Consider the following 12,963-nt stretch of genomic DNA (forward strand, 5'->3'; position numbering starts at 1 on the left):
ACGCCGAAGTCGCGCCTGCTGTATCCGTCTGGACCAGATACTTGGAAGACCAGTGATGCAGGACGCGCGGACTTTGGCATCACTGGTCTTCAAATACTTCTGCCGGAGGGCCGCAACCGGCGGTCCGACCGAACCTTTCGCGCTTACGGGGGCGATCAGCGCGCCAGCGCGGCGGCCTCGCGGGCCAGCTCGGTGATTCCGTCCCAGTCGCCCGCCTCGACCTTGTCCTGCGGCGCGACCCAAGAGCCGCCCACGCAGAGCGTGTTGGACAGGCCAAGGTAACCCGGCGCGTTCTTCAGGCTGACGCCGCCCGTGGGGCAGAACCGGATCTGCGGCAGCGGCGCCCCGATGGCCTTCAGCGCGGGCGCCCCGCCGCTTGCCTCGGCGGGGAAGAATTTCTGCACGGTGTAGCCCCGCTCGAGCAGTGCCATCGCCTCGGTCGAGGTCGCGGCGCCCGGCAGCATGGGCAGCTCGGCCTCCTCGGCCGCATCCAGCAGCTTGGCGGTCGAGCCGGGCGAGACGCCGAAGCGCGCCCCGGCCTTGACCGCCGCCGAAACGTCCGCCGGGGTGAGCAGCGTGCCCGCGCCGACAGTGCCGCCCTCGACCGTGGCCATCTCGGCGATCACCTCCAGCGCGGCGGGGGTGCGCAGGGTGACCTCCAACGCCGGAAGGCCGCCCGCCACCAGCGCGCGGGCGAGCGGCGCGGCGTGGGCGGGGTCGTGGACCACCAGCACCGGGATCACCGGGGCCAGGCGGCAAATCTGTTCGGCCTGGGCCGAGGCTTGGCTGGGGTTCATGCTCTGCTCTCCTGATTGTCCTGTCTCAAACGACGGTACCTGCGCCCTGGCTGGCCAGGCCCACGTTCTGGCGGAAGACCTCGAACAGCTCGCGGCCGACGCCATGGCCGTTGTCGCTCAGATCCGCCGTGGCGACGTCGCGGCTGTCGAGATCCACGTCCAGCACGTCGAGCGTACCGTTGGTCGCATCCACCCGCACGACGTCGCCGTCGCGCAGCCGCGCGAGCGGGCCGCCGAGCGCCGCCTCGGGCGAGACGTGGATGCAGGCGGGCACCTTGCCGCTGGCCCCCGACATGCGGCCATCGGTGACCAGGGCGACCTTGAGCCCCTTGTCCTGCAGGTTCGCCAGCAGGGGGGTCAGCGAGTGCAATTCGGGCATGCCATTGGCGCGCGGCCCCTGGAAGCGGACGACGACCACCGTGTCTTCCGTGATCTCGCCCGCGCGGCACGCGGCCTTGACCTGTTCCTGGTTCTCGAAGATCCGGCAGGGCGCCTCGATCACGTGATAGTCAGATTTCACGGCGGAGATCTTCATCGCGCCGCGGCCGAGGTTGCCCTTCAGATCCGCCATGCCGCCCGTGGGCTGGAACGGGTCCGACACGGGGCGCAGGATCTTGTCGTTATGGGTCGTGCGGTCGGCATCTTCCCAGACGATGCGGTCGTCCTTCAGCTTCGGCTCTTTCACGTAATCCTTCAGCCCGTCGCCCATCACCGTGAGCGTGTCGTCGTGTAGCAGGCCCCCGTCGATCAACTCGCCGATCATGTAGGTCAGGCCGCCCGCCGCGTGGAAGTGGTTCACGTCGGCAAGGCCATTGGGATAGACCTTCGCCATCAGCGGCACGGCGGACGAAATGTCGGCGAAATCCTGCAGGTCGAGCTGCACGCCCGCCGCCCGCGCCATGGCCGGCAGGTGAATGAGCAGGTTGGTAGACCCGCCCGTGGCCATCAGCCCGACGATCCCGTTCACGAAGGCCTTTTCGTCCAGCACCTGGCCCGCGGGGCGATAGTCGTTGCCCATCTGGGTGATCTGCGTCGCCCGTTCGACCCCGGCGACGGTCAGCGCGTCGCGCAGCGGCGTGTTGGGGTTCACGAAGCTGGCGCCGGGCAGGTGCAGCCCCATGAACTCCATCAGCATCTGGTTGGAATTGGCGGTGCCGTAGAAGGTGCAGGTGCCCGGCCCGTGATAGGACGCCATCTCGGCCTCCATCAGCTTGTCACGACCGACTTCGCCGGCAGCGAATTGTTGGCGCACCTTCGCCTTCTCGTCGTTGGGGAGCCCGCTGGTCATCGGGCCGGCGGGCAGGAAAATCGCGGGGATGTAGCCGAAGGTCGCCGCGCCGATGACAAGGCCCGGCACGATCTTGTCGCACACGCCCAGGTACAACGCCGAGTCGTAGCAATTGTGCGACAGCCCCACGCCGGTGGCGAGCGCGATGACATCGCGCGAGAACAGCGAAAGCTCCATCCCGACCTGGCCCTGGGTGATCCCGTCGCACATGGCCGGGACCCCGCCCGCGACCTGCGCCGTGGCGCCGAAGTTGCGCGCCGCCGTGCGGATCAGGTCGGGGAACCGCTCGAACGGCTGGTGGGCCGACAGCATGTCGTTGTAGGCGGTGATGATCCCGATATTGGGCTGGTTCTCGGTGGCGAGCCTGTCCTGGTCCTGTCCCGCGCCTGCGTACGCGTGGGCTTGGTTGCCGCAGGTCAGGTGCGCGCGGCGGGGGCCTTCCTCGGCGGCGCGGGCCATGCGGTCGAGATAGGTCGACCGGCTGTCCTTCGAGCGTTCGACGATGCGGGCGGTGACGTCTGCGATGGTGGCGTTCAGGGGCATGGGAATCCTCCTCTGTCGGCACTGTGCGTCCGTCGGGGCGACGGCTCAACAGCATTCCAGATAGCGCTATCATGGAATGCGCCCGCTTTCCAAGCCCCGGCCCATCGCCTATGGCCGATGCCATGAACAGCGCCATCGATCCGCCCATCATCCGCCTGCGCCCCAAGGCCAACGCCCGCGCGATCCGCCATGGCTTTCCGTGGGTTTACGCCAACGAGCTGGTCGTCGACCGCCGCACCGGCAAGCTGCCGGCCGGGACCATCGCCCGTCTGCAGGATGCCGACCGCGCCGACCTGGGGCTCGTGGCGCTCAGCCCCGGCTCGCAGATCATCGCCCGGATGCTCGACCGTGATGCGGATGCCCGGATCGACGGCGACTGGCTGGCGGGCAAGGTGCGCCGCGCGCTCGCCCATCGCGACCGGCTCTACGATGCGCCGTTCTACCGCCTGATCCACGCCGAAGCGGACGGCCTGCCGGGCGTGGTGGTCGACCGCTTCGGCGACACGCTGGTGGTGCAGCCCAACGCCGCTTGGGCCGAGGCGTTGCTGGATCCGCTGACCGAGGCGCTGCGTGCCACCGCCGGCGCGACCTGCATCGTGAAGAACGCCGCCAGCCGGGGCCGCGCGCGCGAGGGGTTGGACGATGTGACGAAGGTTATCCTGGGCGAGGCGCCCGGGGCGCCGATCCCGGTGCCCATGAACGGGGCGACCTACATGGCCGACATCATGGGCGGCCAGAAGACCGGGCTGTTCTTCGACCAGCGTGACAATCACCGCTTCGCCGCCGGTCTGGCCCGGGGCGGCCGGGTGCTGGACGTGTTCAGCCACGTGGGCGGCTTCGGTCTGGCCTGCCTCGCCGCGGGCGCCGAAAGCGCTTTGGCCGTCGACGGCTCGGCCCCGGCGCTGGAGCTTGCCGCGGCGGGCGCGGCGGCCTCGGGCCACGGCGACCGTTTCGCCACGCGCCAGGGCGACGCCTTCGCGACGCTCGAAGCGCTGGCCGAGGAGGGGGTGCAGTTCGACACCGTCATCTGCGACCCGCCCGCTTTCGCGCCGTCGAAATCCGCGCGCGAGGCGGGGTTGCGCGCCTACGAACGGGTGGCGCGCCTGGCCGCGCCGCTGGTGGCGCCGGGGGGCTACCTGGGGCTGTGCTCGTGCTCGCACGCCGCGGACCTTGCCGCGTTCCGCGGCGCCAGCGTGCGCGGCATCGGGCGGGCCGGTCGGGCGGCGCAGCTGATCCACACGGGCTTTGCCGGGCCGGATCACCCGCAGCTGCCGCAGCTGGCCGAGACGGGCTATCTCAAGGCCCTGTTCTTCCGGCTGTGAGGGTCTGTCTCGACGCCTGCGTGCTGTTTCCCACCGTCCTGCGGGAATGCCTGACGGGCTGGGCGGCGGCGGGGCTGTACACGCCGATCTGGTCGGACCGCATTCTCGAGGAATGGGCCCGCGCCACGGTCAAGCTCGGCCCGGGGGCCGAGGACGTGGCGCGGGGCGAGATCGCGATGTTGCGCCAGGCCTTCCCGCGCGCCGGCGTCAGCCCCCGCGCGGGCGACATGGCGCGGCTGCACCTGCCGGACCCGAACGATATCCACGTTCTGGCCGCCGCCATCGCCGGGTCCGCCGACCTGATCTGCACCTTCAACGCGCAGGATTTCCCGCGCGCCGCGCTGGCCGAAGAGGGGATCGAGCGGGTGGATCCCGACCAGCTCGCCCGGCGCCTGCACGACCGGGATCCCGACGCGGTCGCCGGGGTGGTCGGCCGCGTCCACGCGACCGCCGAGCGCTTGTCGGGCGAGACGCTGGACCTGCGCGCCCTGATGAAGCGCGCGCGTCTGCCCCGGCTGGGCAAGCGGCTGGCGCCCCCCGCGTCCTAGGCACCTTCGCGCAACGATCGGGCCTCGCACGGCCCGCCTGCATCACTGGTCGAAAAATACTCCTGCCGACCGGTCCCGCCGCCGCCACGCCGGACTAGCGCGGTCAGACCCGCAACCACTTCGCCTCGTTCGCCTCGATGGCGGCGACCCGGTCGGCCGTCTTCGGGTGACTCATCAGCCAGGCGGGCGCGCGGCCGGTGGACCCGGTCAACGCGTCGAGCTTCGCGAACAGCGATTTCTGCCCCGCGGTGCCGATCCCCGACTTGATCAGAAGGGCCGAGGCGTAGGCGTCGGCCTCGTATTCATCGCTGCGCGACAGGCCCGCGGCGAGAAGCGAGGCCAAGGCGTTGGCGATCATCACCCCGATCCCGGGGATGAACCGCCCCAGGATCATGGCCAGCGCGGTGCGCAGCGCGTTCTGGCCCGAGAAGTCGATCATGCGCCGCCGCGAATGGCCGAGGGCCACGTGGCCCAGCTCGTGCGCGATCACCGAGGACATTTCCTCGCCCGTGACTTCGCCGGCGCGATACTTGTTGTAGAAGCCCCGCGTGATGAAGATGCGGCCATCGGGCGCGGCAAGACCGTTCACCGGGTCGATCTCGTAGATATGCACCTTGATCCGCTCGAGATCGAGCGCCTGCGCCATCCGGTCGGTCAGCTTGCGCAGGGTCGGATCGGCCAACTCGGTCGATTTGGAATCCAGCTCCTTCGATGTGCGCCAGACCGAGAAGCGGTACATCGCCAGCGCATAGAGGATGGCCAGCAGGATCGGGGTGAATTTCAACATGTATCGAAGATGGTGCGTGGCGCGCTTGCTTGCAATCGTTCGGACACCCCCGCGCGGCGCTTGGCCGCGTCCGCGCCCTATGGAAACAGGTAACGCCGGCCCTGTCCGGGGCCGGCGCCTGCATACTCCAGATACTCGTGAAGAACCTTGTCAGGCCATCTTGGCGTCCATCGTGATTTCGGCACCGGCCAGCACCTTGGACACCGGGCAGCCTTCCTTGGCGGCGTTGGTTGCGGTGTCGAACTGTTCCTGCGTGGCGCCGGGAACGCTCGCCGTCACGTCCAGGTGGATCTTGGTGATGGCGAAACCGCCCTCGACCTCTTCCAGGCTGACGGTGGCCTTCGTGTCGATGTTGTCAGCCGTCAGGTCGTGCTGGCCGAGGATCATCGAAAGCGCCATGGAATAGCACGCGGCATGGGCGGCGCCGATCAGCTCTTCTGGGTTGGTGTTCGTGCCGTCTTCAAAGCGCGAGTTGAAGCCGTAATTCTGGGCGTCCAGCACCTTGGTCTGGGTCGAAACCGTGCCGGTCCCGTCCTTCAGTCCACCTTTCCAGTTCGCGGATCCGTGCTTCTTGATCATCTTGCCTCCTTCGTCCGATCTAACGGACGGTGTGTGTCGGCTTCGGAAACGCGACACCCGGGCCTTCGTTCCAGCGAGCGGGCCCATTACTTGGAATCATTGCACACGATCCTGTCGTGGCCGATGTAAATTCACATCGGATTTGACTTTCTTGCGACAAGATCGCACACGATATAGTGTAACAGGATGATCGAGAATGTTCCTGAACACTACCTTACCCCCGAAGATATGCTGTGTTTCGACGTGCAAGCGGCGCATCAGGCATTCGGTCGTGTCTACAAGCCGCTTCTGGCGCCGCTGGGCCTGACCTATCCGCAATACGTGGTCATGTCCGTCCTGTGGGACGCTGCGCCGCTGGCCGTGGGCGGGATCGGCCGGCGCACGGGGATGGAGACGTCGACCCTGACGCCCCTGCTGAAGCGGCTCGAGGCGCAGGGCCTCGTGACACGCACCCGCGCGCGCGAAGACGAGCGCCGGGTCGAGATCGCGCTGACCGACGCGGGGCAGGGCATGGCGGCGCGCACAGCCCACGTGCCGGAATGCGTGGGCCGCGCAACGGGGATGAGCGAAGCCGAAATCGCCGATTTGCGAGCCACGCTCGGCCAACTGCGCCGCACGCTTGACGCTCAGGCAGATGCGACTTCCAGCAGGTTTGCGGGCTGACACTCCAACTCCGCGCATGCGGGCCAGCCACCCGAACCGAACGCCGCGCACCTTGCCGGATTTCGGCAGCGACAGGCTCCGTTCGGCTATCCAGATCCGCGACGCCAATTCGCGTGACGTGATCCTGCGCCGCGCGAGAATCACGATAAGCCGGACGATGATCTGTCCAATCGTACGATTTCGCGCCGATCGTCGCAGAGGTCCGCCATGAGCCCAAGCACCACAGCGTGGAAGGCCACCGCCGCCGTGGCGATCAGGCCCAACGCCTGCGCCGGGCTGATCCCGACGGCGATTATGCGCCCGCGGTTCGGCAGCGAGCGTGTTCAGAAGCCAGATCGGCACCGGTCCCATACATGGGCGGCGCGGCCGGGGTCACCGGCGGGCTTCTGCAAGCGCCTCTCGCGGTGGGCCTGCCTGTCCGCACCTTGCTGTCGGTCGACGGTGTGGCCTTGGTTCCGCTGACATAACGGGCGAACCCGTTCGACCGGCTGAGCGGCGACGAGGCCCGCGCCGTGCGGGAGCGTCTCGCGCCCTGCTGAAACGCGGTCAGTCGATCTCGCGCCGTTCGCGGGCGATGGACCATTCGATCAGTTCGGACCACAGGCGTTCCGCCAGATCGGGGTCCAGGTCGCGCGCTTGGGCCAGCGCGCGCACGTTCGCCACGACCTCGGCCACCCGGTCCTCGGCCCGGGCCCTGATGCCTTCGCCGGGCTTCAGGGCGATGGCGCGGTCGATATAGGTCGCGCGCTCGGCCAGCAGCGCGATCAGCTCGGCGTCCAGCGCGTCGATCTGAGTGCGCAGCTCGGCCATGGTCGCGCAGTTATCGGCGGGGGTGCGGGTCACGTCAGCGCCTTCATTCCCTGGCTCAGGCCCTGCAGGGTCATGGGCACCATCCGCTCGGGCCCGAAGATCTGCCGGATCATCTGGATCGACTGGGTATAGCCCCAGTATTTCTCGGGCGTCGGGTTGATCCAGAGATGGGCGGGCCACTGGTCGCGGGCGCGGGTCAGCCAGGTCTCGCCCGACTCGGGGTTCCAGTGCTCGTTCGCGCCGCCGGGATAGGCGACCTCGTAGGGGCTCATCGACGCGTCGCCCACGAAGATGCAGCGCCATTCCGGGCCATAGCGGTGCAGGATGTCCCAGGTTGGGGTCTGCTCGGTCCAGCGGCGGCGGTTGTCGCGCCAGACACCCTCGTAAAGGCAGTTGTGGAAATAGAACTGCTCGAGATGCCGGAACTCGGACTTGGCGGCCGAGAACAGGTCCGACACCGCGTGCACGTGGTCGTCCATGGACCCGCCCACGTCCAGGAACAGCAGCACGCGCACGGCATTGCGCCGCTCGGGCCGGGTCTTGACGTCGAGGTATCCCTGCGACGCGGTCGAGCGGATGGTGCCGGGCAGGTCGAGCTCTTCCGCCGCGCCCTCGCGCGCCCAGCGGCGCAGGCGCTTCAGGGCGACCTTGATGTTACGGGTGCCCAGTTCGCGGTCGTCGTCGAGATTGCGGAACTCGCGCTGGTCCCAGACCTTCACGGCGCGGCGATGGCGGCTTTCGTGCTGGCCGATACGCACGCCCTCGGGATTGTAGCCGTAGGCGCCGAAGGGCGAGGTGCCGGCGGTGCCGATCCACTTGTTGCCGCCCTGGTGCCGGCCTTCCTGTTCCTTCAGGCGCTGGCGCAGGGTCTCCATCAGCTTGTCGAAGCCGCCCAACGCCTCGATCTCGGCGCGCTCCTCGGGGCTCAGGTGCTTCTCGGCCATCTTGCGCAGCCAGTCGCCGGGCAGTTCCATCGCCTCGACCACCGCTTCGGGCGGGATGGACTCGATCCCCTTGAAGGCGGCGGCGAAGGCCTGGTCGAAGCGGTCCAGGTGGGCTTCGTTCTTCACCAGCGCGGTGCGCGCCAGGTAATAGAACCCGTCCACGTCGTAGGTGACGATGCCGGTCTTCAGAACCCCGAGGAAATCCAGGAATTCCCGCAGGCTGACCGGCACTTTGTGGCTGCGCAGCTGCTGGAAGAACGGCAGGAACATCTAGATCGACTTCTCCAGGATGATGGTCAGGATCAGTCCAAGAAGCGCGCCGGCAATGGCGGCGGCGGCGGCGTATTGCGCCATGTCCTTGCGGTTGCCGCCGCGACGGCGGGCCGTGGTGATGCCCCAGGCGATGCCGATGAGAACTCCGGCCAAAACGATCATGCGGGTGGTCCCTCGCGGTTGCGTGGCGATATGGCGACGATCTCGGCCAGGCGCTGGCGCACCTCGTCGTCCGAGCCGAACCCGTATCGCGCCCAGCCCAGACCCTCAAGCCGGAGGCGGGCCGCCTCGGCGTCGCGGTCCAGAAGCTCCAGCGCCTCGGCCTTGACCAGCAGCAGGGTCGCCAGCAGCGCCGCGTTCTCGGCCGCCATCACGGCGTCGGTATTGGCGTCCACGATGCGCAGGGCCTGTTCGGCCTGGCCGGCCGACAGGGCGAAGGCGGCCAGTTGCATGGCGATATGGGCCTCGTGCACCTGGGTCGACGGGTCGGCGGCATAGATGCTGGCCGCTTGCAGGAAACTGCCCAGGGCGAGCTCCGGCTCGGCCCCCAGCGACAGGCGCCCGAGCGCGAAAAGCGAGAAGGCAAGGCGGTTGTCGTTCCACCCGCTGGCCCGCGCGATGGCCACCGCGCGCTTGGCCGCCGCGCGCCGCGCGTCGAGCCCCGCCCGCGGCCCCAGCGCGCGTTCGACCTGGTCGATCCAGGCGCGGCTAGTCGCGGTCCGCCCCCGGCTGCCCCGGCCTTCGCCGGCCGGGTTCAGCCGGGCCAGGATGCCGGGCAGCCGTGCCGCCACCTGCGCGCGGGTCATGCCGTTGGAAAGCTCGGGCGCGTAGTAGACCCGCAGGATCAGCATGTCGAAGCCGGTCAGCACGGTGTGGAAGTTGTCGTCGTTGAAGACCGAATCGGTCAGCCGGTAAAGGTCGTTCAGCGGACCCAGCGCCTGGGCCAGTTCCTCGTGCAGGCAATCGCGCAGCTCCTGCGGGGGCACGTCGCGGGGGATGAAGATCGCCAGCGTCTGCCGCTCGGTCAGGGTGGTCCAGTCGGTGACGCCTCCGCGGCGATTGGCGCGGAATTCGTCCCAGCTGGACACGCGGGGCACCACGAAGCAGGCCGCCTCGGGGACGGCGCGGCGCAGCTGGGTGCGCGGGATCGTCTGGATGGTGACGTTGGCGCGCTGCCCGGCGGGCACGCGGCGGATGGTGATCTGCGCCTCGTCCCGCAACCGCCCGAGCAGACGCTCCAGGTCCCGGTCCAGCGACGGGGTGTTGCCCAGCACCCGCAGGCTCACCGGCTCGCTGAAGCGGGTGAAGACGGGCAGGGTGCGGCCCGATTCCAGCTGGAAGGTCAGGTCGAGGAAATCCTGCGCGATGTCGCGGTTGGACCGGGTGGGCCGGGTCACGCGCGGCCGCGCGAAGACCTTCATCGGCGGCAGCGCCACGCGCGTGGCTTCCGGCGCGGCGGCGGGGCGCGTGTCGACGGCGGCGCAGGCGGTCAGCCCGAGCGACAGCGTCAATGCGAGGAGGGAGCGGATGATCATGCCCTTTGATACTTGATGAAGGGCGTGCATTTGCCAATGCGGTCATAGAGCCGGCGCGCCACGTCGTTGTGCTCCTGCGTCATCCAGTACACATCCGGGCAGCCGTGGGCATCGGCGCGGGCATAGACGGCCTCGATCAGCGCGCGGCCCGCCCCGGTGCCGCGCAGATCGGGACTGACGAACAGGTCCTGCAGGTAACAGACGCGGGTCAGCTTCCAGCCGTGGACGTGGAAGTGGTAGTGAACAAGGCCGCGCGGCGCGCCGTCGACTTCGAGCAGCAGGCCGCGCATCGTCGTGTCGTCGTCGGACATCAGCCGCGCCCATTGCGCCTCGAAGATCTCGGGCGGCAAGGTGGTTTCGTAGAAGGCAAGATAGTCGCGCCATAGCGCGTCCCAGGCAGGGCGGTCTTCGTGGGTCGGGGGGCGGATATGCATCAGGCGAGCCAGGCGAGCGAGAACAGGGACAGGATCGAGGTCCAGACGATCACCGGGGCGATGGTGTCGGTGCGCACGCCGTAAAGCAAGGCCAGCGCGAAGGGCATGGCGCCCGACGGCCCGGCGGCGGTCAGCACCATCTGCGCCGACCAGTCCGACCCGGGCGCCAGCAGCGCCGCCAGCCCGAAGACCAGTGCCGGGAATCCCAGCAGCTTCAGCCCCGCGATGCCGGCGATGGCCGGGGTGGGCGCCAGCGCGGTGCCCGACAGGATGACCCCCAGGGCGAACAGCGTCATGGGCGCGGCGGCGGGACCGGCGAAGGCCAGCGCGTTCAGCACCGGCTGGGGCAGGGGCACGCCGCCCACATTGACCAGCGCGCCCACGGCGATGGCCAGCAGCACCGGGTTCAGCGCGATTCGGCCCAGGGTCGCCTTCCAGGCCTTGCCGCCCGCCATGACCTCCATGGACAGGATGAAGAACGAGAAGAAGATCGCGGTGTCGAGCAGCACCACCGCCGTGACCGGCAGAACGCCGTCCGCGCCGTAGATCAGCACCGTGATGGGCCAGACATAGAGCAGCGAGTTCACGAACATCGTCGCCATGCCCAGCAGCCAGGCCTCGCGCAGGTCGCGGCCGAAGACGCGGCGCGCGATTGTGAAGGCCAGCACGAACATCAGCACCTCGCCCAGCGCGTAGGCGGCGAGCGGGCGGGGCGCCACGCCGCTCAGGTCCGCGCCGGCCATGAGCGGGAAGATCAGCGCGGGCTGCAGGACCAGGAAGGACACGCGGTTGACCGCCCGCGCCTCGACCGTGCCCACCACGCCGCCGCGCCCCATGGCGAAGCCCAGCGCCAGCATGGCGAAGACCGGCAGGATGTCGTGGGTGAGGATATGGATCATCGACGGGACCAGCGGGGGCCAGCCCCCGCACCCCCGAGGTATTTCCCGAAAGATGAAGAGGCCGCGTCGGGCGGCATCATCCCTGTCGGCGGGCCATGAAGGCCAGGCGTTCGAACAGGTGGACGTCCTGCTCGTTCTTCAGGAGCGCGCCGTGCAGGCGCGGCAGGGCCGCGGCGCCGTCGCGCTTCAGATCCTCGGCGCTCAGGTCCTCGGCCAGCAGCAGCTTCAGCCAGTCGAGCACCTCGGAGGTCGAGGGCTTCTTCTTGAGGCCCTGCTGCTCGCGCAGCTCGTAGAACTGCGTCAGCGCGGCCGTCAGCAGCTGCGACTTGATGCCGGGATGATGCACCTCGACGATCTTCTTCATTGTCTCCATGTCCGGGAAGCGGATGTAGTGGAAGAAGCAGCGGCGCAGGAAAGCGTCGGGCAGCTCCTTTTCGTTGTTGGAGGTGATGATGACGATGGGGCGCTGGCGCGCCCGCACCGTTTCGCCGGTTTCGTAGACATGGAACTCCATCCGGTCGAGTTCCTGCAGCAGGTCGTTGGGAAACTCGATATCGGCCTTGTCGATCTCGTCGATCAGCAGCACGCAGCGGTCGTCACGCTCGAACGCTTCCCACAGCTTGCCGCGGCGGATGTAGTTGCGCACGTCGTGCACGCGCGCGTCGCCGAGCTGGCTGTCGCGCAACCGGCTGACGGCGTCGTATTCGTAAAGGCCCTGCTGGGCGCGGGTGGTGGATTTGACGTGCCATTCGATCATCGGCAGGCCCAGCCCCGCGCTGACCTGTCGGGCGAGTTCGGTCTTGCCGGTTCCCGGCTCGCCCTTTACCAGAAGCGGGCGTTCCAGGGTGATGGCAGCGTTCACGGCCAGCGTCAGGTCTTCGGTTGCAACGTAGCCGTCGGTCGATTCAAATTTCATTGCTGATGCGTCCCGGATGCCAGAATTTCGCGGACCATAGGTGTGGCAGAAAGAAGCCGCAACCGATGCAACATGAAGCGTGACAAGCATTTGTCCATGGGATAAGTCCCGCCGCAGGAGTAGCCAACGGTAAGCGGTGCGGTGGTGGTCATCCCGCACCCGGTAGGGGAGAACGGGGATGAAATTGGATACAATCATTGCGGACGAATACACGCCGAGTGACGACGAGCCGTTCATGAACGCACGTCAGACGGAGTATTTCCGTCGCAAGCTCATCGCGTGGCGCAACGATCTTCTGGACGAAAGCCGCAGCACCATCAACGGGCTGCAGGACGGCACCCGCAACATCCCCGACGTGGCCGACCGCGCCTCCGAGGAAACCGACCGCGCGCTGGAACTGCGCACCCGCGATCGCCAGCGCAAGCTGGTCGCCAAGATCGACGCCGCACTGCGCCGGATCGACGAAGGCGAATACGGCTATTGCGAGGTCACGGGCGAGCCCATCTCGCTCAAGCGGCTGGACGCGCGTCCCATCGCCACGCTCAGCCTCGAAGCGCAGGAGCGGCACGAGCGCGCGAGAAGGTGCATCGCGACGACTGAGACCGCGCCCATTACGGGCCGACTG

General features: G+C 68.4%; 14 protein-coding genes and 1 pseudogene. 4 read left to right on the forward strand and 11 right to left on the reverse strand.

Annotation, left to right across the window (positions count from 1 at the left end; translation table 11 throughout):
- Positions 1 to 155: 155 nt before the first annotated feature.
- Together eda and edd are read right to left on the reverse strand one after the other, a co-directional pair.
- Complete coding sequence (gene eda / locus BMX96_RS02115) at positions 156 to 797, reverse strand: bifunctional 4-hydroxy-2-oxoglutarate aldolase/2-dehydro-3-deoxy-phosphogluconate aldolase (protein ID WP_091843769.1); 642 nt, start codon at positions 795 to 797, stop codon at positions 156 to 158.
- A 25-nt stretch (positions 798 to 822) separates the two neighbouring features.
- Positions 823 to 2,628, reverse strand: a complete 1,806-nt coding sequence (gene edd / locus BMX96_RS02120; RefSeq protein WP_091843771.1) for a phosphogluconate dehydratase — start codon at positions 2,626 to 2,628, stop codon at positions 823 to 825.
- A gap of 110 nt (positions 2,629 to 2,738) precedes the next feature.
- Between edd and BMX96_RS02125 the strand changes: the two genes are divergently transcribed.
- Both BMX96_RS02125 and BMX96_RS02130 read left to right on the forward strand, forming a co-directional pair.
- Positions 2,739 to 3,950, forward strand: a complete 1,212-nt coding sequence (locus BMX96_RS02125; RefSeq protein ID WP_091843774.1) for an RSP_2647 family RNA methyltransferase — start codon at positions 2,739 to 2,741, stop codon at positions 3,948 to 3,950.
- Positions 3,947 to 4,498, forward strand: coding sequence for an RSP_2648 family PIN domain-containing protein (locus BMX96_RS02130; protein WP_091843776.1), 552 nt, complete (start codon positions 3,947 to 3,949; stop codon positions 4,496 to 4,498). Before BMX96_RS02125 ends, BMX96_RS02130 begins: the two co-directional genes overlap by 4 nt.
- A 103-nt stretch (positions 4,499 to 4,601) precedes the next feature.
- On the opposite strand, the gene BMX96_RS02135 is transcribed toward BMX96_RS02130, so the two are convergent.
- Positions 4,602 to 5,285, reverse strand: coding sequence for a M48 family metallopeptidase (locus BMX96_RS02135; RefSeq protein WP_091843779.1), 684 nt, complete (start codon positions 5,283 to 5,285; stop codon positions 4,602 to 4,604).
- A gap of 150 nt (positions 5,286 to 5,435) precedes the next feature.
- Positions 5,436 to 5,864, reverse strand: a complete 429-nt coding sequence (locus tag BMX96_RS02140; RefSeq protein ID WP_091843781.1) for an OsmC family protein — start codon at positions 5,862 to 5,864, stop codon at positions 5,436 to 5,438.
- 186 nt (positions 5,865 to 6,050) lie between these two features.
- On the opposite strand from BMX96_RS02140, the gene BMX96_RS02145 reads away from it, so the two are divergent.
- Positions 6,051 to 6,527, forward strand: coding sequence for a MarR family winged helix-turn-helix transcriptional regulator (locus tag BMX96_RS02145; protein WP_091843784.1), 477 nt, complete (start codon positions 6,051 to 6,053; stop codon positions 6,525 to 6,527).
- Positions 6,528 to 7,073: 546 nt separating this feature from the next.
- On the opposite strand, the gene BMX96_RS02155 is transcribed toward BMX96_RS02145, so the two are convergent.
- From BMX96_RS02155 to BMX96_RS02185, 7 genes are all read right to left on the reverse strand, one after another.
- Positions 7,074 to 7,370 (reverse strand): chorismate mutase, encoded by a 297-nt coding sequence (locus tag BMX96_RS02155; RefSeq protein WP_407944645.1) that lies wholly within the window; start codon positions 7,368 to 7,370, stop codon positions 7,074 to 7,076.
- A complete protein-coding gene (locus tag BMX96_RS02160; protein ID WP_091843787.1) occupies positions 7,367 to 8,551 on the reverse strand; it encodes a vWA domain-containing protein in 1,185 nt (394 codons plus the stop codon). The genes BMX96_RS02155 and BMX96_RS02160 overlap by 4 nt, the downstream gene beginning before the upstream one ends.
- Entirely contained in the window at positions 8,552 to 8,716 is a 165-nt protein-coding gene (locus BMX96_RS19530) for a hypothetical protein (protein WP_091843791.1), read from the reverse strand.
- Positions 8,713 to 10,089, reverse strand: coding sequence for a DUF2927 domain-containing protein (locus BMX96_RS02170; protein WP_236736927.1), 1,377 nt, complete (start codon positions 10,087 to 10,089; stop codon positions 8,713 to 8,715). The genes BMX96_RS19530 and BMX96_RS02170 overlap by 4 nt, the downstream gene beginning before the upstream one ends.
- Entirely contained in the window at positions 10,086 to 10,523 is a 438-nt protein-coding gene (locus BMX96_RS02175) for a GNAT family N-acetyltransferase (protein ID WP_091843798.1), read from the reverse strand. The genes BMX96_RS02170 and BMX96_RS02175 overlap by 4 nt, the downstream gene beginning before the upstream one ends.
- Positions 10,523 to 11,422 (reverse strand): AEC family transporter, encoded by a 900-nt coding sequence (locus BMX96_RS02180; RefSeq protein ID WP_091843801.1) that lies wholly within the window; start codon positions 11,420 to 11,422, stop codon positions 10,523 to 10,525. Before BMX96_RS02180 ends, BMX96_RS02175 begins: the two co-directional genes overlap by 1 nt.
- A gap of 76 nt (positions 11,423 to 11,498) precedes the next feature.
- Entirely contained in the window at positions 11,499 to 12,338 is an 840-nt protein-coding gene (locus tag BMX96_RS02185) for an AAA family ATPase (RefSeq protein ID WP_073126339.1), read from the reverse strand.
- Between the two features lie 178 nt (positions 12,339 to 12,516).
- Here BMX96_RS02185 and dksA point away from each other — a divergent pair.
- Positions 12,517 to 12,938, forward strand: a pseudogene (dksA, locus tag BMX96_RS02190) (RNA polymerase-binding protein DksA).
- The last annotated feature ends 25 nt before the right edge of the window (positions 12,939 to 12,963 follow it).

The organism is Palleronia pelagia (genome assembly GCF_900110115.1).
Classification (GTDB): domain Bacteria; phylum Pseudomonadota; class Alphaproteobacteria; order Rhodobacterales; family Rhodobacteraceae; genus Palleronia; species Palleronia pelagia.